This is a genomic window from Microvirgula sp. AG722 (genome assembly GCF_003269145.1).
Taxonomy (GTDB): domain Bacteria; phylum Pseudomonadota; class Gammaproteobacteria; order Burkholderiales; family Aquaspirillaceae; genus Microvirgula; species Microvirgula aerodenitrificans.
This window is the reverse complement of sequence record NZ_QLTJ01000013.1, coordinates 42,558-62,770: the sequence shown is the minus strand read 5'-3', so window position 1 is coordinate 62,770 and position 20,213 is coordinate 42,558. Positions and strand designations below refer to the sequence as shown.

21 protein-coding genes are annotated in these 20,213 nt (G+C 62.8%); 13 read left to right on the top strand and 8 right to left on the bottom strand.

The window, feature by feature from the left end; genetic code table 11:
* The first annotated feature begins 151 nt into the window (after nt 1-151).
* The 4 genes from DFO50_RS14735 (at nt 152) to DFO50_RS14720 (ending at nt 2,228) form a co-directional block, all read left to right on the top strand.
* Nucleotides 152-622, top strand: coding sequence for a universal stress protein (locus DFO50_RS14735; RefSeq protein ID WP_036385783.1), 471 nt, complete (start codon nt 152-154; stop codon nt 620-622).
* A 72-nt stretch (nt 623-694) separates the two neighbouring features.
* Entirely contained in the window at nt 695-1,282 is a 588-nt protein-coding gene (locus DFO50_RS14730) for a cytochrome b/b6 domain-containing protein (protein WP_051528801.1), read from the top strand.
* Between the two features lie 11 nt (nt 1,283-1,293).
* Complete coding sequence (locus DFO50_RS14725) at nt 1,294-1,710, top strand: DUF1924 domain-containing protein (RefSeq protein ID WP_233495275.1); 417 nt, start codon at nt 1,294-1,296, stop codon at nt 1,708-1,710.
* Nucleotides 1,711-1,721: 11 nt separating this feature from the next.
* Entirely contained in the window at nt 1,722-2,228 is a 507-nt protein-coding gene (locus DFO50_RS14720) for a diheme cytochrome c (RefSeq protein ID WP_036385781.1), read from the top strand.
* On the opposite strand, the gene DFO50_RS14715 is transcribed toward DFO50_RS14720, so the two are convergent.
* On the bottom strand, nt 2,225-3,550 hold the full coding sequence (locus tag DFO50_RS14715) for an ATP-binding protein (protein ID WP_028499048.1): 1,326 nt from the start codon (nt 3,548-3,550) through the stop codon (nt 2,225-2,227). The two genes, DFO50_RS14720 and DFO50_RS14715, sit on opposite strands and share 4 nt — an antisense overlap.
* Nucleotides 3,547-4,209, bottom strand: a complete 663-nt coding sequence (locus tag DFO50_RS14710) for a response regulator transcription factor (protein ID WP_028499047.1) — start codon at nt 4,207-4,209, stop codon at nt 3,547-3,549. The genes DFO50_RS14715 and DFO50_RS14710 overlap by 4 nt, the downstream gene beginning before the upstream one ends.
* Before the next feature lie 362 nt (nt 4,210-4,571).
* On the opposite strand from DFO50_RS14710, the gene DFO50_RS14705 reads away from it, so the two are divergent.
* Nucleotides 4,572-6,218, top strand: a complete 1,647-nt coding sequence (locus DFO50_RS14705) for a methyl-accepting chemotaxis protein (RefSeq protein ID WP_158537475.1) — start codon at nt 4,572-4,574, stop codon at nt 6,216-6,218.
* 272 nt (nt 6,219-6,490) lie between these two features.
* Here DFO50_RS14705 and DFO50_RS14700 read toward each other — a convergent pair whose 3' ends face one another.
* Nucleotides 6,491-8,488 carry a methyl-accepting chemotaxis protein gene (locus DFO50_RS14700; protein ID WP_158537474.1) on the bottom strand — a complete coding sequence of 666 codons (1,998 nt, stop codon included), beginning with the start codon at nt 8,486-8,488 and terminating at the stop codon, nt 6,491-6,493.
* A 197-nt stretch (nt 8,489-8,685) separates the two neighbouring features.
* Here DFO50_RS14700 and DFO50_RS14695 point away from each other — a divergent pair, with 197 nt between their 5' ends.
* The 4 genes from DFO50_RS14695 to DFO50_RS14680 all read left to right on the top strand — a co-directional run bounded on the left by DFO50_RS14695 (nt 8,686) and on the right by DFO50_RS14680 (nt 12,326).
* Nucleotides 8,686-8,970: a DUF3761 domain-containing protein gene (locus DFO50_RS14695; RefSeq protein WP_028499043.1), complete on the top strand. Its 285-nt coding sequence runs from the start codon at nt 8,686-8,688 to the stop codon at nt 8,968-8,970.
* Nucleotides 8,971-9,285: 315 nt separating this feature from the next.
* On the top strand, nt 9,286-10,191 hold the full coding sequence (locus DFO50_RS14690) for a LysR family transcriptional regulator (protein ID WP_158537473.1): 906 nt from the start codon (nt 9,286-9,288) through the stop codon (nt 10,189-10,191).
* A gap of 51 nt (nt 10,192-10,242) precedes the next feature.
* Nucleotides 10,243-11,868 carry a methyl-accepting chemotaxis protein gene (locus DFO50_RS14685; RefSeq protein ID WP_112692794.1) on the top strand — a complete coding sequence of 542 codons (1,626 nt, stop codon included), beginning with the start codon at nt 10,243-10,245 and terminating at the stop codon, nt 11,866-11,868.
* Nucleotides 11,869-11,933: 65 nt separating this feature from the next.
* Entirely contained in the window at nt 11,934-12,326 is a 393-nt protein-coding gene (locus DFO50_RS14680; protein ID WP_107890028.1) for a hypothetical protein, read from the top strand.
* Between the two features lie 14 nt (nt 12,327-12,340).
* Here the strand turns inward: DFO50_RS14680 and DFO50_RS14675 are convergent, their stop codons facing one another.
* Nucleotides 12,341-12,544, bottom strand: coding sequence for a hypothetical protein (locus tag DFO50_RS14675; RefSeq protein WP_028499041.1), 204 nt, complete (start codon nt 12,542-12,544; stop codon nt 12,341-12,343).
* A gap of 222 nt (nt 12,545-12,766) precedes the next feature.
* Between DFO50_RS14675 and DFO50_RS14670 the strand changes: the two genes are divergently transcribed.
* The 4 genes from DFO50_RS14670 (at nt 12,767) to DFO50_RS14655 (ending at nt 16,326) form a co-directional block, all read left to right on the top strand.
* Nucleotides 12,767-13,321 (top strand): DedA family protein, encoded by a 555-nt coding sequence (locus DFO50_RS14670; protein ID WP_028499040.1) that lies wholly within the window; start codon nt 12,767-12,769, stop codon nt 13,319-13,321.
* A 187-nt stretch (nt 13,322-13,508) separates the two neighbouring features.
* A complete protein-coding gene (locus DFO50_RS14665) occupies nt 13,509-14,870 on the top strand; it encodes an aconitase X (protein WP_028499039.1) in 1,362 nt (453 codons plus the stop codon).
* 9 nt (nt 14,871-14,879) lie between these two features.
* Nucleotides 14,880-15,275, top strand: coding sequence for an aconitase X swivel domain-containing protein (locus tag DFO50_RS14660; RefSeq protein WP_028499038.1), 396 nt, complete (start codon nt 14,880-14,882; stop codon nt 15,273-15,275).
* Between the two features lie 226 nt (nt 15,276-15,501).
* Nucleotides 15,502-16,326, top strand: a complete 825-nt coding sequence (locus DFO50_RS14655) for a helix-turn-helix domain-containing protein (RefSeq protein WP_036385778.1) — start codon at nt 15,502-15,504, stop codon at nt 16,324-16,326.
* A gap of 7 nt (nt 16,327-16,333) precedes the next feature.
* Here DFO50_RS14655 and DFO50_RS14650 read toward each other — a convergent pair whose 3' ends face one another.
* The 4 genes from DFO50_RS14650 to DFO50_RS14635 all read right to left on the bottom strand — a co-directional run bounded on the left by DFO50_RS14650 (nt 16,334) and on the right by DFO50_RS14635 (nt 20,212).
* Nucleotides 16,334-16,657, bottom strand: coding sequence for an AzlD domain-containing protein (locus tag DFO50_RS14650; protein ID WP_028499036.1), 324 nt, complete (start codon nt 16,655-16,657; stop codon nt 16,334-16,336).
* Nucleotides 16,654-17,379 (bottom strand): AzlC family ABC transporter permease, encoded by a 726-nt coding sequence (locus tag DFO50_RS14645; RefSeq protein ID WP_036385777.1) that lies wholly within the window; start codon nt 17,377-17,379, stop codon nt 16,654-16,656. The genes DFO50_RS14650 and DFO50_RS14645 overlap by 4 nt, the downstream gene beginning before the upstream one ends.
* Nucleotides 17,367-18,677, bottom strand: coding sequence for a phosphopyruvate hydratase (eno, locus tag DFO50_RS14640; RefSeq protein WP_107890030.1), 1,311 nt, complete (start codon nt 18,675-18,677; stop codon nt 17,367-17,369). The genes DFO50_RS14645 and eno overlap by 13 nt, the downstream gene beginning before the upstream one ends.
* Before the next feature lie 62 nt (nt 18,678-18,739).
* Nucleotides 18,740-20,212: a hypothetical protein gene (locus DFO50_RS14635; protein WP_146745113.1), complete on the bottom strand. Its 1,473-nt coding sequence runs from the start codon at nt 20,210-20,212 to the stop codon at nt 18,740-18,742.
* Between the last annotated feature and the right edge of the window lies 1 nt (nt 20,213).

Sequence of the window (20,213 nt, the reverse complement as noted above, 5' to 3'; positions counted from 1 at the left end):
GATCGGACACGCCCTGAGCTGATCCGCATCAATCCGTCGCGCCGGATCGCCCTCTATGCTGGAAGTGAGCGTTCGCTTGTCAGCATGTTCCGCGATCGGGCGAACAGCCTTTGTCGGCACCACGGATTGGTGACACAGCCAGGAGAGCCTCATGTACACCCGCATCCTCGTTCCCATCGACGGCAGTTCCACTGCCGAGCGCGGCCTTGACGCCGCCATGGATCTCGCCGCCCGTCTCGATGCCACCATCCGCATCGTGCATATCGTCGATCCGCACGTGACGGTAGTGGGACTGGACGGCATGACCGAGACCATCAACGACTTCGTCGCCCAGCTGATCGAGGAAGGCAAGCAGTTGCTCGACGACGCCAAGCAGAAAGTCACCGCGCGCGGGCTCAAGGTCGAAGCCTACCTGTACAACCACGTCCATCACACGGTGGCGGCAACCATTGTCGAAGAGGCGCGTGCCTGGCCGGCCGACATGATCGTCATCGGCAGCCACGGTCGTCGTGGCGTCTCGCGCGCCGTGCTCGGCAGCGATGCCGACAAGATCGCCTGTACCAGCCCGGTCCCGGTCCTGATGGTGCGCGACACGAGTATCGACCAGCACACCGAACGCTAGGCGCGGGCTTCTAACACCGGTTTAATTTTCGGTTTCGTATGGTGGCGGCATCTCAATCAGGAGTTTGCCGCCATGCTTCCCTTCACCCGCTTCCGTCTGCTGCACTGGTCTCTGGTCATTGTCTTCCTGGTCGCCTACCTGACCGGCGACGACGGAGAACTGCTGCACGTCTGGACCGGCTATGCGCTGATCGCGCTGCTGGTCGTCCGTCTGCTTGTCAGCCTTTCCGGCGCCGCCGGCTTCTCGCCGCTGATCCCGCGCCGCGCCACCCTGCGCGCCCGCAATGCCACCACCGCCAGCCGGGTCCTGGTGCTGGCCCTGGTGCTCGGCATCATCGGGACTTCGGTCAGCGGCGTGCTGATGATCGACAACGCCCGGGCCATCGGCCTTGCGGCGGCGCAGGCCGTTCCGGCCGCCCACGCCAGTGATGGCGATGACGCGGACGGCGATGAGCGGGACGCCGGTCTGATTGCTTCCGGCAGCCTTGAGGAACTGCACGAGTTTCTCGCCAATGCCACGCTCGCACTGGCCGGTCTGCATGTCGTCCTGCTGTTCGGCTGGCGCCGGCCGCTGGCGCTGACGACGCTGTTCGGCCCCGGCCGCCGGCGCACGGTCTCCCGCCCGGCAGCCACGCCGTCCACGCCGTCGGCCGAATCGTGAGAGGGACTGCCATGATGACCCGCCTGTCCACACCGATCCTGCTGGCCCTGTCCCTGTTTGTCGTCGTTCCGGCCGTGGCCGCGACGCCCTCCGCCCTGCTGCAGCATTACCAGACCGAGGCCAGACGCCCGGACCCGGCCTTTGCCGCCTCGGCGGAGCGCGGGCAGGCGTTCTTCCTGCGCCGGGTTCCGCGCGACGGCAAGCAGGTCAGTTGCGCCACCTGCCATGGTCGCGACCCGCGCCAGCCCGGCGAAACGCGGGCATTCCGGCCCATCCGGCCACTGGCGCCGGTGGCCAACCCCGAACGCCTGACCGATGCGAAGAAAGTGGAAAAATGGTTCCGGCGCAATTGTGACGATGTCCATGCCCGCGAATGTACGGCGGCGGAAAAGGCTGACTTCATCGCCTGGCTGATCAGCGTCAAATAAGGAAAACCACCATGAGATCCCCACTGCTGCTGACCTGCCTGCTGACCCTGCTGACCCTGCCGGCACTGGCCGACAACCATGACCGCGAGGGCAGGCACCGCTACCGTCAGGTGCCGCCGAATGCCAGTTACCGGGCCGAATGTGCGAGCTGCCACATGGCCTACCCGCCGGGCATGCTGCCGGCGGCGTCCTGGCGGCGGATGATGGGCGGACTGGACCGTCATTTCGGCGAGAACGCCAGCCTCGACGCGGCTACCCGCGATGAGATCACCGCCTTTCTGGTGCTGTGGTCGGCGGAAAATACCAATCCGAAATACCGGCGCAAGTATGCGGAAAATCCGGCCAGCCCGCCGCTGCGGATCACCAGCACGGTCTGGTTCCGCCACAAGCACGATGAAATCCGTCCCGATGTGTTCCGGCGCAAGGGCGTCGGCAGCGCCGCCAACTGTGTCGCCTGTCACCGTCAGGCAGAACGCGGCGATTTCGACGATGACAGCGTGCGAATCCCGCCGCGCTAGCCGCCGGTCCCGGCACCAAAGCGCACGCTGACCATCAGCCCGCTGGCCGCGCCCGGATTGTCGGCCAGCGTCACCCGGGCACCGTGCGCATCGGCAATGCTCTTGACGATGGCCAGCCCCAGCCCGCTGCCGGTGTTGCCGCGATCGCCACAGCGATAAAAACGATCGAACACCCGCAGCCGCGCCGCTGGCGGAATGCCGGGCCCGGTGTCGATGACCCGCAGTGCGGCATGGCCACCATCACGCGCCAGTACCACATCAACGCGCCCGCCGGCCGGCGTGTGCGCCAGCGCGTTGCGGACCAGGTTGTCCAGCAGGATGGCAAGGCTGTCGCCGTTGCCCGGTTCCAGCCCGATGTCGTCGCCCGCATTCAGGCCGAGGTCAATGCCCTGTTCGCGCGCCAGATCGTCATAGTCGGCAATGACCTGTCCGGCCAGTGCGACCAGATCGACCGGCGCCCGTTGCGGCAACCCCATCTGCGGTTCATGCCGCGCCAGTGTCAGCAACTGGCGCACCAGGTGCGAAGCCCGGTCCAGACGCTGGCCGAGCCGGGCGAACGCCTCGGCACGCTGGACGTCGTCACCGGCCCGCTCGGCCAGTTGCAGCTGCAGTTTCAGTGCCGTCAGCGGTGTGCGCAGCTCATGTGCGGCATCGGCCACGAAGCTGCGCTGTGCGCTCATCGCCTGCTCCAGTCGCGCCAGCAGGTCGTTCAGCGCCAGCACCACCGGGCGAATCTCGGGCGGCACGTGTGCCAGGGGCAATGGTTTGAGCGCCGACGGGGATTGCCGTCCTACGGCCCGGGCCAGCTGGGCCAGCGGCCGCAGCCCGCGCGACACCACCAGCAGGATGAACAGGCCCAGCAGCGGAATCAGCACCATGAACGGCAGCAGCGAACGCAGTGCCAGTTTCATCGCCAGCCGGTCGCGGTCGCGGCTGGCCCGTGCGACCTGAATCAGGTGCCCGCGCCGGATCTCGGTAAAGACCTGCCAGCGGCCGCTGGCCGAGGACACCGAATGGTGCCCTTCCTTGCGAAACGCCGGCTTCGGCAGGCCCGGTCCGGCATTGGCCGAATAGACCAGCTTGCCGTCGAGATCCCAGATCTGCACCGAGATGTCGTCGTTGAGCTCGTCATCCTCTTCCTCCGCCTGGTGCTGAACCACAATGCGGGTCGGCAGCGAGGTGGCGATCAGGCGCAACTGGTCGTCAAACAGCTCGCCGGTTTCCTCGCGTACCTTGATGAACATCATCGCACCGGCTATCAGCGTCGACACCAGCACCCCGCCCAGCAGCCAGACCAGCAGTTGCCGCCGTATCGACCTCATGCGTCACCCGGCACCTTGTAGCCGACGCCGCGCACATTCCTGATGAAGTCGCTGCCGAGTTTTTTGCGCAGCGCATGGATATAGACTTCGATGGTGTTGCTTTCGACTTCCTCACCCCAGCCATACATTTTCTCTTCCAGTCTGGCGCGGGATTGCACCGTACCCGGCGGATCGAGCAGGGCCAGCAGCAGCGAGAATTCGCGCCGCGACAGGCTGAGCGGCGTACCGTCGAGGCTGGCCTCGTGCGTGGCCGGATTCAGCGTCAGCCCGCGCAGGCGGATTTCCGGACTGCTGCGCCCGGATCGCCGCCGCAGCAGCGCGCGAATGCGGGCAAACAGTTCATCGAGATCATAGGGTTTGACCAGGTAGTCATCGGCGCCAGCGTCCAGTCCCTGCACCCGGTCGGCCGTGGCATCGCGCGCGGTCACGATCAGCACCGGCGTATCCCCGCCCGCGCGGCGGTGATCGGCCAGCACGCCCAGCCCCTGCCGGCCGGGCAAGCCCAGATCGAGCAGCACCAGGTCATAACGGGTGGTACGCAGGGCGATGTCGGCGCTGATGCCATCCCGGGCCCAGTCCACGGCATAGCCCTCACCGCGCAACCCTTCCTCGACGCTTTCGCCGATCATCCGGTCGTCTTCCACCAGCAGGACGCGCATCCGTTTTCCTTCATTCTGTTTCCGGGCCAGCCGCATCCAGTCCGGTCGTATGTTTCCATAAAATAACCACTCAATAGTTAAAACAGACTGAAAATACGAGAATCATTATTCTCACATACCCCCTGCCCATTTCTTTATTCATATACCATTCATTTTATTGTCACCATCATGACGAACAATTTATTAAATGGCAGGTGCCATGTATTTGGTAACAATTAAATGCCAGCGGTGGCAGGTCACTGTGATTAAAATTGCGGGGAAGAGCGGGCAGGACGGATAACGCCAGACTCAAACGGGCAATCCTGCATTTGTAACGACACCAACCGCTCTGGAATCTATCCGCCCATGGCATGGAAAATCGCATGAAAAATTTATCAGTCGCAACCCGCATCATTCTGGGGTTCGCCCTGCTGTTGCTGGCGCTCGCAGGCGCGGGCGTAGTGTCACTGCAAGGGCTGGACCGCATCAACACCCGTGTCGCCGAAGTCACCAATCATGAATTGGCATTTTTCCAGGGTGTCAGCAAGCTTCAGGTAGAAATCGGAAACCTGCGTCGCTTCGAGAAAGACTACTTCATCAATATCGGCGAGCCGGAGGCACGGGCCGGCTATCTGGGCAAATGGAAGAAAACCTTTGCCGAGACCCAGACCAATATTGCCGACCTGCAAAAACTGCTGGCACGGCAGCCGGATGCGCTTGCGGCGCTGCAGCAGCGCATGACCGAACAGGGCGAGCTGCTGACCGGTTACGGCAATGGATTCAACAGCGTGTCAGCCAGCGTGGAAGCCGGCCACCTCACCTCGACGGCCGATGCCAATACCGCACTGGGCAAATACAAGGACAATGTGCACCGGATGGAAAGCACGCTGGATGCGCTGGCCCAGTCGGCACAGACGGCGGTGGACAGCCTGCACGGGCAGATCGACGAAACCTCCAGCTCGGCCAAGACCGCCGTCCTGAGCATTCTCGGCCTCAGCCTGCTGGCAGGCGTGCTGATCTCGCTGCTGATCATCCGCTCGATCCAGAAACCGCTGCACAGCATGCAGGAGATCAGCCATACCCTGGCCTCGACCCGTGACCTGACGCTCGATCTTCCCGACTACGGCAGGAACGAACTCGGCAGCATGGGTGCGTCGCTGGGCACGCTGGTCAGCACGGTGCGCGGACTGATCCGCGAATCGCACGGCTATTCCGGCAAGCTGGTCAGCGCCGCCGACCAGTTGAACGCCGTCAGCGGCCAGGTCGCCCAGGCCTCGCATCAGCAGTCGGAAGCCGCCGCGTCCAGTGCCGCGGCCTTCGAGCAGATGACGGTCAGCATCAATGTGGTGGCGGACAATGCGCAGGGAGTCGAAGCGCAGGCGCGCGACGCCACGCGGGAAGCCGGCCAGAGCAGCCAGATGGCGGTACAGGCTGCCGACGAGATCCAGCAGATCGCGCAGAGTATTGCCGAGACGACCCGGCTGATCGACCAGCTGAACCTGCGCTCCGGCGAGATTGGCGAGATCGTCAAGGTCATCAGCGATATCGCCGACCAGACCAACCTGCTGGCACTGAACGCGGCGATCGAGGCCGCCCGGGCCGGCGAAATGGGTCGCGGCTTTGCCGTGGTCGCCGACGAGGTCCGCAAGCTGGCAGAACGAACGGGCCAGGCGACGACCGAAATCTCCTCGCGCATCAAGGGGGTGCAGACCGATACCCGTGAGGCCCACCAGAGCATGCAGCAGGCCAATGCCCGCATCGTGACCGGCGTGGACAGCACGCGCAGCGTGGCAGCCTCGCTGCAGGTGATCCGTGACCTGTCGCAGCGGTCGGTGGACAAGATCGCCGAGATGGCCAGCGCCATCAAGGAACAGAGCCAGGCTTGTCATGATGCGGCACGCAACGTCGAGCATATCGCCCAGATGAACGAGAGCACCAATATGTCCGCCCAGCAGTCGAGCCGGCTTGCACACGAGCTGCAGGACCTGTCCGGCGCGCTGGACGGCAGCCTCAACCGCTTCCGCGTATAGACGGACCGGTTTTGCCTGCCAGGTCACAAACCCGTCTTTCGACGGGTTTGTGACCTGGCAGGCATGGGTCTTGCGTTTGAAGTTTTCGTCGTTATTGCTGGCAGACATCAGGCATGGGCAGCCTGATCATTCAGCCACTCGTTGAAGGGGTTGCGGCCATCCACGGTCAGATAGTGTTCTACATGCATGATGGCGCGTGATTTATATGTCACGCGCCGTGATATTGATGTCCGGACGCCAGCACCAAACCGGCATGGCGCCCGGAACCGGCTTCAGTCGCCCCGGGTGCGGAATGCGCCCATCTCGTCGTGCATGCCGCGCGCCATCCGGCTCAGCGAATTGATTTCGGCATCCGTCTCCGCGACCGCCTGATGGTTTTCCTCGGCCATGCTGCTGATATTCTCGATATTGACCGCGATATCGTGGCTGGCATGCGACTGCTCGGTGCTGGCATGGCCGACTTCGACCAGCTGGTCCGACAGCTTCATGATGTGACGCTCGATTTCGGCAGCACCGTCCGCCGCCTGGCGGACATGGACGACGCCACTTTCGACCTGCCCGCCGGCCGTTTCCATGCCGGCAATGGTGCTGTCGATCTGCTCGCGCACCAGCCGGATGACGCGGCCGATCTCGTCGGTGGCCTGTGCGGATCGGGTAGCGAGCTGACGCACCTCGTCGGCGACCACGGCAAAGCCGCGCCCCTGCTCGCCGGCACGAGCGGCTTCGATCGCCGCGTTCAGTGCCAGCAGGTTGGTTTGCGCGGCAATGCTGCTGATGACATCGACAATGCCGGAGATCTCCTGCGACGACGCGTCCAGTTGTGCCATGCGCTGATGCAGCCCGGTAAAGGTAATCAGGATATCGTTGACTTCACCCGCGCTGGTCTGTGCCGCCTCGTTCACCTGCGAGGCCAGTTCGCGCGCCTCGGTGGACAGCCCCGATGCCTCTTTCACCCGATCCGAAACCTGGGCGATGCTGACGCTGATCTGTTCCACTGCCGACGCCACCGCGCTGGCGGCTTCCATCTGCTGCTTCGAGCGGCCGGAAATGGTCTCGCTGGCTTCCGTCACCTTGTGGGCCCGCTCGGCGACCGATGCGCTTTGCGTCTTCACCCCGTGGATCAGTCCGCCGAGGCTGCCGACAAACTGGTTGAACGCCGCGGCGATGCGACCGATCTCGTCCAGCAGCGGCACCGGCAGCGCGCGGGTCAGATCGCCTCCACCGCCCGACAGCTCGTTCATGGTCCGCTCCAGCCGGGTCAGCGGTCGCATGGCCCGGTTCAGGACCAGGGTCAGCAACAGCGCCAGCAGCACCAGCCCGCCCAGGCCGAGCAGCGAGCCCATCAGCATGGTGCGGTCGGCGCTGGCGGTCAGCACGCTGGCCGGGAAGGACAGCGACAGGGCCCAGATCTGCCGGGCATCGCCAAAGCGCACCGGATACAGCACCCGGACCTTGCCATCGCGGATCTCCAGATGGCTGCGACCTTCGGCCACGGCGGCCAGTCCGGCGGCATCGACATCGTCGGCCCTGGCAGCCAGCTTGCCGGCATCGGGGTGACTCGCATACACGCCGCTGGGGGAAATCAGTGCCAGCTCGCCAACGCCGAACGGTTTTTCCTTGCCCAGGATCTGCTGCAGCGTGGTCAGCGGATAGTCGGCGCCGACGACACCGAGAAAGTGGCCGTCATGCAGAATCGGGCTCATCAGTGACACCAGCGTGACCGGCTTGCCGTCGAGCTTGTCCTGGTACGGCTCGGTCACAAACGGCTTCAGCGTTTTCTTTGGCACGAAGTACCACGGATTTTCCGCTTCCCCGCCCTGGAACGCATAGGCTTCCGGCTTGATCTGGCCACTGCCCCGGTTCCACCAGGTCAGATAGCGGCCATCGGCTCCCTGCGGGAGGACCCCGGCATAGTCGGCGTCGCGGCCATCAAAGGCATTCGGCTCCCAGTAGGAGGACAGACCGAGCAGCGCCGGCGTGCCGCCGAGCGCGGCCACCGTGATCGCATCGGCGGTCTTGCGGTTGTTGCTGCCGCTGTCCTTCAGGCTGGCAAGGCTGCGGGACAGCGTCGTGGCCACGGAGAACGAGGCGCTGATTTCATTCTGCAACTGGACCGCATAGGTCTGCGCCGTGCCGAGCGCCAGCGCCTGTCCCTGCTCCAGGCTGGCATTGCGCGCAACCCAAACCGCCGTTCCCAGCACCGCCCCCATCAGCAGCGCGGCCGACAGGATGCTGGCCAGCAGAATGCTCTTGCGAAAACCGATACGCATGATTTGTCTCCTGATCGCGAATGACCCGGGGCGCAGTGCCCCCTGCCTTTGAGCAGCAATTTGCTGCTGTCGGCCTGCGCCTACGATAATTGAATGAGTCCGCTGCAGGCGAATTTTTAGCGCTTTTTGATCAAGATTCTTTACCTGTGGCGGCAAGCGGAGGCACGATAAGCACATTTCATGACAATGGTTTTATCATGCGACTTGCCCTGCTCGCCCTGCTGGCCGCCCTGGCCTTCCAGCCGGCCCTCGCCAAGCAATCCCCGTACCCGGACACGCATTCCAGCCCGCAGGAATCGCAGCTGATCGAACACGGCAGCTATACCAACAGTGACGGCAAACGGGTGCATTCCCCCGCCCATACCCGCAATGGCAAGGCCCCCGAAGGGGCATCGGCCCGCTGCCGCGACGGCTCGTACAGTTTCAGCCAGCATCGTCGCGGCACCTGTTCGCGGCATGGCGGCGTGGAAAACTGGCTGTAAGGCGCGGCGGCCGTCCCGGCATGCCGCGGTCGGCCCCCCTCTCCGCCGCCCCTGTCCGGGATGGCAGAACACCGCCCCGGCACCGGACTGGTGCCGGCTGCGCCGTGCCCGGCGGTTCCCCTGGACACACCATTCCGGCCGGGTGGCCGACCAGAAACCGGGCGGCCGGAAAGCTCTCGATTACGCTCATTAATGGAAAACTGATATCCATCGTTGTCAGTTATCAATTGACAATTGATCATGATAACATCGTGTAAAATCCATATTTAATATGGCAATGGGCTTGTTATGTATAACAAGCCCATATCAACTTATATGAACATCCGCTGTGTAAATTTAATGCTCAACGATATAGCGCTTTTTGTTCAGATCGTTCGCGCTGGAAATTTCTCCAGGGCCAGCAAGCAACTCGGCATGCCGGCAAACACGCTGAGCCGGCGATTGAGCGGACTGGAAAACAGATTGGGCACCTCGCTGTTTCTGCGCTCAACCCGTTCTCTGTTCTGCACGCCGGATGGAGAGCGGCTGTACAAATGGAGTAGCACGAATATAGACAGCCTCAGTGCTGCAATTGAATCCATACAGTCAGCCAGCCATGGAGTCGGTGGTAAAGTGCGGATACAGGTCCCGACGGGGTTTTTCGAGTGCCCCACCAACAATTTTTTCTTTGAACTGCTGAAGTCCTATCCAGAACTGGAACTGGAAGTCCTGGTTTCAGACCATGAGCCCGACCTCGACCAGGAAAATATCAATCTGCTGTTGATGGTTGGCAGACCCCGGCGGACGAATTATGTCATCCGCAAATTATGCAGCATGCCGCTCGGCTTCTATGCCAGCAGCGACTACCTGAGCGTGCATGGCACGCCACATCGGCCGGACGATCTGAAAAATCATCAATGCATTCATCGCAGCGATGATACCTCGATCAATATTCTGTTGCCCAATGGAGAAATTTGCCTGCCGGTACAGATCAATACCCGGTTTTCCACCAATTCCACGTCCGGGCTGATCAGTGCGGCGGAGCAGGGATTTGGTATTGCCCTGATCAGCGAGCATTGCGTCAACCTGGCCATCCGGAAAGTTATCCGCATTCTGCCGCAATACCTGGCCCGGGGAGACGGGTTGTATGCGGCCTATTCAAATCACAAAACATTATCGGCTGGCGCAAGAGCCATCCTCGATTACGCCATTGCACGAATGGAAACCCACAATAGCGGCTGAATCCGCCCTCTGCCGGCCGGCCCACCGCTTCAATCTACAGGATCAGGAATCATGAAAATATCGACAAAATTGTACGGAATGGTTTTTTTCAGCCTGCTCGGCCTGGCAGCGATGCTGCTGACGCTGAAAGTGCTGATGGGCCAGCTGGAGAGCCAGGTCGACGGGATTACTCATGATGCCCTGCCATCCATTATTGCGGTCGAGGAAATCAAGGCGCAGTTTATCGAAGCCCGCCGGCAGATCACGCTGCATGCCGGCTCGACCGATGCCGCCAGCAAACAGGCCGCCGCCACCGAGCTGGAAAAACTGCGCGGCGTGTTGCGTCAGGCGCTCGACAGCTACAAGAGCCGGCTGCTCAGCAATCCGCAGGATCAGGCATCGATTGATGCGCTGAGCAGCTCGATCGACAAGTGGTATGCACTGATTCCCGGTTTCATGCAGCTGTCCAACCAGAACACGCCGCAGGGCAATGCCGCCGCCATGGAGTACCTGCGCAGCACCACCATTCCGGTATCGGATGCCGCCTACCGTGATCTGCAGCAGATGGTCAATCTGAACCGGCAGGTCAGCGAGGAAAGCGGTGCGCAGGCCATTCACGCAGCGACCAGCGCAACCTGGATCCTGATGTCGCTCGGTTCCGCCCTGCTGGTGCTGATGGTCGGCTCCAGCTTGCTGCTCACGCGCAGCATCAGCCGCTCGCTGAACGAGCTGGACGCGAAGATCAGCCTGATCACGACCCATCGCGACCTGACGCAGCGGGTACAGGAACATGGCCGCGACGAGATCACCCATATCGCCCAGCGCCTGAACCAGCTTCTGCAGATGCTGCAGACCGGTTTCGTCGAACTGAAGCAGATCGGCCAGACAGTGGGCGGCTACGCCGGTGAGGTCGCCAGTGCCTCGGAGCAGATGACCGAGGCGGTGGAACAGGTCAGCGAATCGACCTCGAGCATGTCGGCGGCAGTCGAACAGATGACGGTCAGCGTCAACCATGTGGCCGACCGCTCGGCTCAGGCTGACCAGAGCGGCCGCGAGGCCGGCAGCGAAGCCAAGGTCGGTGCCGAGGTGATCAACGACACCATCGACATGATCCGCAGTACCTCGGACAGCGTCCGCCAGGCGGCGCTCCAGATCGAGCAGTTGAAGGACAAGACGGCGTCGATCGGCACCGTGGTCGGCGTGATCAAGGACATTGCCGACCAGACCAATCTGCTGGCACTGAATGCAGCGATCGAGGCCGCCCGTGCCGGCGAGCAGGGTCGCGGTTTTGCCGTGGTGGCGGATGAAGTCCGCAAGCTGGCCGAACGCACCGCACAGTCAACCCAGGAAATTACCGTGACCGTCCAGTCGATGCAGGACGACGCCAATCAGACCGTGGCCTCGATGCATGGCGTGGTCACCCAGGTCGAGCACGGTGTCGAATCGGCCAATCAGGCCACCGGCGCGATCCAGAGCATCCTGGCGCGCACTGGCGACACCGTCGAGCGCATCGCGGAAATCTCGCACTCGATGCGTGAGCAGTCGATGGCCAGCACCAGCATTGCCCAGCAGATCGAGCGCGTGGCGCAAATGGCCGAGGAAAGCCATTCCGGCTCGCTGAACAATGCCACAACGGCCACCCGGCTGAACGAGCAGGCAACCCTGATGCTGGAAACCATCGCCCGCTTCAAGGTCTGAGCCCGCCAGCGGCGGGGAGTGTCCGGCTGTTACACTGGCCACCCCCTGCCCTGACCGGATGTCCGATGCGCAAGCACCTGTTTCCTGCCCTGATCCCGCTGCTGGCATGCGGCCTGACCCAGGCTGCCGGTCTGCCGCGGCAACCCGCCGAGGCCGGCCTGATCGCACTGGCAAACGGCGAAATCCATACCGTGCTGTTCACCGGCATCGAGTCCGACTCGCCCGGCTGCCGCCAGAACGGCAGGCTGGCCATGGTCAGGGGCGCCGCCTTCGATTTTGCGCCGCAAAAACAGCCCGACACCCTCGGTTGCTGGTACCGGAATGCCGCAGGCCGCATCGTACTCAGGTACGGCCATCTGCCGGACGGCAGTCAGGGCAGCTACGAAACCGACAGCGCCGGGCTGATCCCTGTCCTGCATGACGTGGCAAGCGGCCGGGTGTATCGCGTCCCGCGCTGACGGGCGGCACCTGGCTAGGGATGGAACGAGGCCCGGACCCGGTTGTTGCACGCCTCCAGGTCCGTCCTTTCGACCACCACCCGCGCACCGTAGATATCCTGCGTCGCACACAATACCGGCGTGATGAACTCGTCCAGTTCATCAAGCTCGCGCAGAAAGACCAGCTCCGCCCCGGATGCCGGGTGCATGACGTGGTCCCCTTCCCTGAACGGTTCCATGGTACGTCTCCTTCCTGGGCTGATGCTGTCATTCTGGCAGTTGTCATGTGCTGCTGCGGTCCCGGTTAAAACAAAGACATGACCGCCTGTCGGCTGGGACAGCCGTGTCCGGCCTCCGGCATGTGAGGTGGCACGTGCACCCGAGTCCGGGCGGTGGCAGCATGGCAGGCAGTTGTCCGGGGCCTTCCCGGCCATGTCACCGCCCCCTGCAAGGAATCATGCATGATGCTCGCCGGACTCATTGCCCAGTATGGTTACCTGGCCGTGTTTGCCGGCACCCTGCTCGAAGGCGAAACCGTCCTGATCCTGGCCGGCTTTGCCGCGCATCAGGGCTATCTGTCATGGCCGCTGGTGGTTGTCACTGCGATCTGTGGCGGCACGCTCGGCGATCAGGCCTGTTTTTTCGCCGGACGCCATTACGGCGGATCCCTGTTCCGCCGCTTCCCCGGCTGGCGCCCGCGCGTGGAACAGGTAAACCGGCTGCTGCTGCGCTACCACGGCGGTGTCATCGTGGCCGTGCGCTTCCTGTACGGGCTGCGCCTGGTCGGCCCGGTCGCGATCGGCATGAGCGAGGTGCCCGCCTGGCGCTTTGTCCTGTTCAACCTGATCGGCGCAGCGATCTGGGCCCCGCTGGTTGCCGGGGTCGGCTTTCTGTTCGGACGCTCGCTGCAATGGCTGTTTGCCGACATCCAGCGCTATGAAGTTGCCGCGCTGGTGCTGCTCGTTGCGCTCTCCGTGCTGACGGCATGGTGGCGCAGCCGGCGACACCGGCGCTAGACAGCGCGGCGCTGCCGCGCAATCTGTCTGAAACTTGACAGTTAATGTCCTGATTCCGGTAATGGCTGGCACAGGCCATCGCTATCCTGAATATTTTCCAATTCCTGCACGAATTCCGCAGCGGCCGCGCCCGACTGCGGCACGATGCAGCCCGCCGGCAGCACAGAATAACAACGGGTATCAGAAAATGATTCTGGATCAAGAAGAAACCGCCATGGTCGAGGGGAAGTTCGGACCTGGCGTGCAGAAATCGATGGAAATGCTGGTCAAGTTCGGCACCGCCTTCGGCGCGGGAAAAATGGTCAGGATTGCCAGCGCGCATGTGATTCCCACTATTCCCATCGAACTGCTGGAACAAATGACGGAAGGTATCCGCCACCCGGCGGTCTTTACCTCGCTGCACCCGCACATGTCTGCCTTCAGCCCGGAAAGCTGGGCGGAAATGGGCATTGCCGCCGACTATGCATCCAGAAACCTGGACCTGCTGAATCGCCGAAAAAAGATATTCCAGGAAAAAGGCTTTTTTCAAACCTATACCTGTTTTCCGGCCATGGTCGGCAACCTGCCGCGCAAGGGCGATTTCATTTCCTGGATCGGTTCCGGTGGCCAGGTCATCGCCAATTCGGTGCTTGGCGCACGCTGCAATCGCGACGGCGCCGTGATCAGCCTGGCGGCAGCCATTACCGGTCGCGCCCCTTTTCGTGGTCTGTTCCTGGATGAAGAACGGTATGCCAAAGTCCAGGTCCGGCTGCACGATATCGACGTCGACCGGCTGTCGCAGATCGAGCTGGGTGCCATCGGCTATTTTCTGGGAGAGCAGGCCCAGGACCGCAATGTAGTCATCGAAGGCTTCAGCCGGGACTTCAATCTGGACCGGCTGAAATACCTGATGGTGCCGCTCTCGGTCACCGGCGCGGTCGGCGTCTGCCATATCGTCGGCGTCACGCCGGAGGCCGATACCCTCGAACAGGCACTGGGCGGCAAGGCGCCCGAACAGCATGTCGACATCGACCCGGATACCCTTCGCCATGCCCTGGCCCGCTACCAGGCAGTCGACCTGTCGGCCGCGCTGGCAACGGCCATCCCGGTCGGCCGGCCCTGCGGCGAACCGGCAAGCGGCCCGGCCCCCTGCGCCACCGCGGACGACGCACGGACAGCCGTCGGCGCCACCGCGGCCGATGTCCGCGGCGCCGGCATGGCGCTGTTCGGCTGCCCGCACCTGTCGATCAACGAAGTCCGCCATCTGGCCGGCCTGCTGGCGCAGCGGCATGTCAGTCCGGGGAAGCGGCTGTGGGTCGGCTTCGCCCACCAGCAATACCGGCTTGCCGAGGAAATGGGCTATGTCCAGTCGATCGAGCAGGCGGGCGGCACTTTTGCCAGTGCCTGCATGTCGGCCATCCCGGACGCGCCGATTCCCGAATCGGTCGACCTGATCCTGACCCAGTCGTTCAAGGCGGCGCACTACATTTCCAGGCTGACCAAGGGCCGGGTCAGGGTCCGCATCGCCGACATGGATGCCTGCGTGGATGCCATTACCGAGCCCAACTGAAAGCACAGCATGCAGATACAAGGCAGGCAACTGAATGCCGGCGATGTCGAGGCGGAGGTGTTCGTGGTCGACTTCCCCTTTTCATTCATCGGTGATTTCGACCCGGAAACAGGCGCGCTCGTCGCCGAGGGTCATCCACTGCACGGACACTGCATGGCTGGCCGCGTGCTGGTCTGTCCCGAAGGCAGGGGCGGCACCATGGGGCCGTTCATTCTGTTCGATGCGCAAAAGCGCGGCACGGCGCCGGTTGCCATTCTGTGCAACCGGATCGATCCGGTGCTGTATGAAAGCGCCATCACCATCGACATCCCGGTATTCGACCGTTTCGGCATCGATATCGTCAGCCGGCTGAGAACCGGACAGCGCCTCCGCATTCGCGGGCACGACATTCACATCGACGACTAGCGTCTGCATGACTTCGCAGAGCGGCGGATGCCGCCCTGCCCCTCTCCGGCGCAGGACAGGCCAACGTCATGCGCCAGATGTTTAGAAAATCGTTATGGATGGAACGGGAATCACGGGCTATGCTTGGTCCTGTCCGTTTTTCGCCCGACGGCGTCCAGCGGCACCCTCAGTGTGCCCGGCCTTATCGCGTTCACCATAATGGCAGCTGAAGAAAGGACCCTTTTCAATGGCGGTGATCCCTCCTGATATTTTCTCCAATGCCGAAGCCCTGAACCAGTTTTTTGACCCCGACAAATTCGATTCCCCGGTACTGGGCATTGCCACATGCTATGACTCCCCTGTCGCACATACTCCGCGTGCAGGTCTGCATTCACACAGCAAGGGTCAATTGACCTTTACCCGACAGGGTTGCACTCACATCGAGCTTTGCAATCAGGTATGCATCATTCCACCGTATCGCGCAGTCTGGATTCCGGCGCACACCCTGCACAAGACCGTTCAGCATCATAATGTCGAATTCCGTTCCATTTATCTGGACATGAATGAATTTCCGCAACTGCCCGCCAAAATAGAAGTCATGTCGTTATCGCCATTACTGAAAGAGCTGGTAGAGCGCATTGCCTTTTCCGATTTTGAAACCAACTGGTTCCAGGATCGCCAATACAATCTGCTGCAGGTATTCATTGACGAAATCTGCGCGGCGCCCAGACAGCCGATGCTGTTGCCGCTGCCACAGGATTCACGGATGAAACCTCTGCTCGACATCCTGAAACAGCAGGCCCTTCCCCCGCAATTGCAAAAACTGTCATCCCGCATCGGCGCTTCGGAAAGAACCATCTGCCGGATTTTCTCGCGCGAGACCGGCATGAACTACCGTTCCTGGCGCCAGCAGTGGCGGCTGATGCGCTCGCTGGAGCTGATGAGCAATCGGGTTTCGCTGTCGACCATCTCCAGTACGCTGGAATTCAACAGCGACAGTGCCTTCGTCGCCTTCTTCAAGCAGTACACCGGCACCACGCCAGGCAGCTACATACAGGAGCTGCGCTGCTGATTCCCGGCTACAGCGCCAGCCAGCGGCCCAGCCATAACGCGATCATGCCCAGCACCAGCGTCAGCAGCGCGCTGCGTGTCCGCCACATGACCAGCATGGCGATCACTCCGGCCAGAAAACGCGGCGCATGCCAGTTGCCGTCATGGATGGCCGGGGTCAGGATCGCCGGCAGGGTCAGCGCCGCAATTACCGAGGCCGGGATGTATTTCAGCAGCTGGCGCATCCGTTCCGGCATCGGATAGCGGTCGGACAGCCACAGAAACGAATAGCGGAACAGGAAAGTGCCCACCGTGGCAGCCAGCAGGATGGCCCAGATCATGGACTGGCTCATGATGCCACCTTGTGGCACTTGCCCCGCGCCCGCCAGTATTCGGCCGCAATCCCCGCCATGACCCCGCACAGGGACGAGACAAACAGCCCCAGATTGTAGGGCAGCCCGTACAGCGGCACCGCGATGGCTCCCGACACCAGGCCGGCCAGCAGCATCGGGCGGTTTTTCAGCACCGGCACCAGCAGCGAGACGAAGCACAGGGTGATGGCGAAATCCAGCTCCCAGCGCTCGGGCACGACCTGGCCGAATACGATGCCGACGGCGGTAAACAGCTGCCAGCTGAGCCACAGCGGGAACGCCGTGCCGAAATAGTATTGCGTGCGTTCGCGGGCGGACAGCCGGTTCGTCTCGTAATGCAGATGCGAAAGTGCATAGGTCTGGTCGATCAGCAGGTGGGCGGCCAGCACCCGGGTGGCAGGGGTGAAGGCCAGCTTGTGCGTGGACAGGCCGGCGCTGTAGATCAGATAGCGCAGATTGATGATCCAGTGCGTCAGCACGATCATGACCGGCGGGCTGTGTGCGACCATCAGCGAGGCGGCGGCAATCTGCGAGGCCCCGGACATCAGCAACAGGGACGACAGCTGCGCCGTCAGCGGCGGCATGCCGGCCTGGATGGCACTGATGCCGGTCAGAATGCCGAACGGAATGAAACCCGGCACCAGCGGCATGGCCGCCAGCATGCCGTCGACAAAGGGCCTGGGCAGCCGGTTCATTGCAGGCATGCCCCCACCGGGCGGCCAAGGTCTGCTTTCAGCGTCTGGGCGCCGCGGAACAGCGCCGCCGGTCCCAGTGCTTCTTCCAGCCGCAGCAACTGGTTGTACTTGGACAGTCCTTCGCTCCTGGCGAACGAGCCGAACTTGACCTTGCCGCAGTTGGTGGCAACGGCGATGTCGGCGATCGAGGTGTCCTCGGTCTCACCGGAGCGCCGCGAGATCACCACGCCATAGCCGGCGGCCCGGGCGGCGGCAATGATGTCCAGCGTCTCGGTCAGGGTACCGATCTGGTTCGGCTTGACCAGGATCGAGTTCGCCATCCGGCGGTCGATGCCCAGACCGAAGCGCCGGATACTGGACGTGAACAGGTCATCGCCCACCAGTTCGATACGGTCACCGAGCCGCCGGGTAATCTCGGTCCAGCCGTCGAAGTCGTCTTCGCCAAGCGGGTCTTCGATCAGCACGATCGGATAGCGGTCGACCATCTGTTCCAGCAGGCCGATAAACTCGTCGGCGGTCAGGGTCCGCCCTTCCGACTTCAGGTGATAGCGCTTGCCTTCGTAGAACATTTCCGCCGCAACATCCATGCTCAGTCCGACATCGACCCCCGGCCGGTAGCCGGCCAGCATGATGGCATCGGTCAGCATCTGCAGCGCACTCTCGTTCGACGGCAGCGTCGGCATGAAGCCGCCGGTGCCGGAGACGCCGACCGGCATGCCCTGGCTTTTCATCAGGCTTTTCAGCGCGTTATAGATATTTTTCCCGATGGCCAGCGCATCGTGCAGGCTTCGTGCCCGCAGCGGAATCACCTGAAAATCCTGGAAGTCGACATTGCCGCCGCCGTGCTTGCCGCCGCACAGCATGGTCAGGATAGGCAGCGGAATCTCATGGCCGGTCTTGCCGCCGAGATAGGCGCACAGCGACAGCCCCAGATGGCTGGCCGCCGCCTTGGCCACCGCCATCGACACACCAAGAATCGAGTTGGCGCCAAGGCGGCTTTTGTTGTCGGTGCCGTCCAGGCGGATCAGCAGCCGGTCGATCCCGGTCTGGTCCAGCGGGTTCTTGCCCAGCAGCGCCGGCCGGATCTCGGTGCGGATCATGTCGATGGCCTTCAACAGGCCCTTGCCATTGAACCGGGTCGACTGATGATCGCGCAGCTCGACGGCTTCATGTTTTCCCACCGAGCAGCCTGTGGGAATCATCGCGCGGCCCATGACACCATTTTCCAGCAGCACGTCCACTTCCAGGGTCAGATCGGCTCTGGAATCGAGTACTTCCCTGGCCACGATTTCTTTGATGGCAAACATGACGACTCTCCTTGCCGCAAGCGGCGGGCGCTTCCCCGGGTCGGGGAAGCGGATAGCGTTTCTTATTGAAAATCGAGAATGCTTCTGGCATTGCGACCGTCCGGCAACCGGACCGGCTGCACCACGGCATCGCTGTACAGGCCCCAGCTGGCGATGATGGCCGAATGCCCGCCGCGTCCGCCGGCAACGACAAGGTCGATATCGCCGGGGCTGCGGGTGGCCGGTACCGGGTCCAGGGCCCCGAACGACGCCGGCCGCACCGGCACCAGTCCCCTGCCCTCGACGCTGGCGCGCGGGTTGTGGATCCGCTCGAACAGGTACTGGCGCAGTCGCGGCTTGTCCCAGCCGTCCTGCGTCAGCATCTGCGCGTGATCGGGGGTCAGGACAATCAGGATGCGGCCGGGGATATAGGCGTTCATCCGCCCGAGGTGGGTCGCGCTGTCGATCAGGGTTTCCAGCAGGCCAGCGGCCGTCCTGCTGAGAAAGTCCACGACATCGGTCGGTGGTTCGGCTTTCAGCAGATAGACGGTGGATGTCTGCTCATCGAAATGCTCGGCATTGATGCCGGGCCACGGACTGTGCTCCACGCTTTCGGCAAAGCAGTACGTGAACTCGACCGGCGAGCCCAGACAGCCCAGATCCGCCTTGCCGGGATAGGCGCGGCAGACATTGAGCAGGGTCAGGTTGACCGCCCGGCCAATGGTCGCATTGGCCCGGAATCCCGGGCCGAGGCAGCCCTGGCCGGAGTGGATGCGCAGTTCGCGGGCGATCGGACCGCTGACCAGCACCAGATTGCCACCATTGTAGGAAGTGGTAATCGACTGCTGGAAATTGAATGCCGGGTTGCGCATGGCCTGGAAGGTGGCAATGACCACCGGCAGGTATTCGGGTTCGCACCCGGCCATGACCGCATTGACCATGACGTCCCGGACCGTGATGTCCTTGCCAGATGGCCCGGCCTCCGGGATCAGGACCTCTGTCGGCGGATACGGGCAGAAGGTGGCCATTCTGGCCACTCGCGCTTCCGTCGGCGGGATGAACGGCAGTCCGTCGCCGATGGACAGCGCCTCGCACTGGTTCATCAGGACTTCCAGATAGCGCCCTGGCGCCGCATCGCCGTTCTTTTCCAGTCCCTGCACCAGTTTCAGCGCATCATTCAGGTCCCACTGCGGCTGTGTATCCAGAAGTGAGTCAATTGCCGCGCACTGGTCGATTTCATGGCCGGGCAGGGTCAGGGCATCGATCATGTAGCCGATATTCTCTTCGACCTGCCGGGTAATCTCGTCGACCGTGCTGGCCTGATAAATGTCGAGATTGCAGATGCACAGATGGCCGGCACGGAAATAAGCCACATGTCTGGCCAGGCCATCTCCCGGCGGTGCGGAAATCAGCAGGGTCGGAATGCCCGCCTTTTCCAGTTCGATGGCCAGCACCGTGGTCATCGGCGAAGTGCCCATGTCGGCCAGCGCGACCACGGCGGCAACATAGCCGTCCCGCGCCAGATGGCGGGCCCGTTCCCGCAGATCGGAAGACATG

Excerpts from the sequence above, each read along its gene's own strand:
- DFO50_RS14700 (WP_158537474.1), bottom strand. The coding sequence starts at position 8,488 with ATGCGTATCGGTTTTCGCAAGAGCATTCTGCTGGCCAGCATCCTGTCG.
- DFO50_RS14730 (WP_051528801.1), top strand. The coding sequence starts at position 695 with ATGCTTCCCTTCACCCGCTTCCGTCTGCTGCACTGGTCTCTGGTCATT.
- DFO50_RS14715 (WP_028499048.1), bottom strand. The coding sequence starts at position 3,550 with ATGAGGTCGATACGGCGGCAACTGCTGGTCTGGCTGCTGGGCGGGGTG.
- DFO50_RS14665 (WP_028499039.1), top strand. The coding sequence starts at position 13,509 with ATGATTCTGGATCAAGAAGAAACCGCCATGGTCGAGGGGAAGTTCGGA.
- eno (WP_107890030.1), bottom strand. The coding sequence starts at position 18,677 with ATGTTTGCCATCAAAGAAATCGTGGCCAGGGAAGTACTCGATTCCAGA.
- DFO50_RS14710 (WP_028499047.1), bottom strand. The coding sequence starts at position 4,209 with ATGCGCGTCCTGCTGGTGGAAGACGACCGGATGATCGGCGAAAGCGTC.
- DFO50_RS14725 (WP_233495275.1), top strand. The coding sequence starts at position 1,294 with ATGATGACCCGCCTGTCCACACCGATCCTGCTGGCCCTGTCCCTGTTT.
- DFO50_RS14735 (WP_036385783.1), top strand. The coding sequence starts at position 152 with ATGTACACCCGCATCCTCGTTCCCATCGACGGCAGTTCCACTGCCGAG.
- DFO50_RS14695 (WP_028499043.1), top strand. The coding sequence starts at position 8,686 with ATGCGACTTGCCCTGCTCGCCCTGCTGGCCGCCCTGGCCTTCCAGCCG.
- DFO50_RS14670 (WP_028499040.1), top strand. The coding sequence starts at position 12,767 with ATGATGCTCGCCGGACTCATTGCCCAGTATGGTTACCTGGCCGTGTTT.
- DFO50_RS14675 (WP_028499041.1), bottom strand. The coding sequence starts at position 12,544 with ATGGAACCGTTCAGGGAAGGGGACCACGTCATGCACCCGGCATCCGGG.
- DFO50_RS14645 (WP_036385777.1), bottom strand. The coding sequence starts at position 17,379 with ATGCCTGCAATGAACCGGCTGCCCAGGCCCTTTGTCGACGGCATGCTG.
- DFO50_RS14685 (WP_112692794.1), top strand. The coding sequence starts at position 10,243 with ATGAAAATATCGACAAAATTGTACGGAATGGTTTTTTTCAGCCTGCTC.
- DFO50_RS14720 (WP_036385781.1), top strand. The coding sequence starts at position 1,722 with ATGAGATCCCCACTGCTGCTGACCTGCCTGCTGACCCTGCTGACCCTG.
- DFO50_RS14680 (WP_107890028.1), top strand. The coding sequence starts at position 11,934 with ATGCGCAAGCACCTGTTTCCTGCCCTGATCCCGCTGCTGGCATGCGGC.
- DFO50_RS14705 (WP_158537475.1), top strand. The coding sequence starts at position 4,572 with ATGAAAAATTTATCAGTCGCAACCCGCATCATTCTGGGGTTCGCCCTG.
- DFO50_RS14650 (WP_028499036.1), bottom strand. The coding sequence starts at position 16,657 with ATGAGCCAGTCCATGATCTGGGCCATCCTGCTGGCTGCCACGGTGGGC.
- DFO50_RS14660 (WP_028499038.1), top strand. The coding sequence starts at position 14,880 with ATGCAGATACAAGGCAGGCAACTGAATGCCGGCGATGTCGAGGCGGAG.
- DFO50_RS14690 (WP_158537473.1), top strand. The coding sequence starts at position 9,286 with ATGAACATCCGCTGTGTAAATTTAATGCTCAACGATATAGCGCTTTTT.
- DFO50_RS14635 (WP_146745113.1), bottom strand. The coding sequence starts at position 20,212 with ATGTCTTCCGATCTGCGGGAACGGGCCCGCCATCTGGCGCGGGACGGC.
- DFO50_RS14655 (WP_036385778.1), top strand. The coding sequence starts at position 15,502 with ATGGCGGTGATCCCTCCTGATATTTTCTCCAATGCCGAAGCCCTGAAC.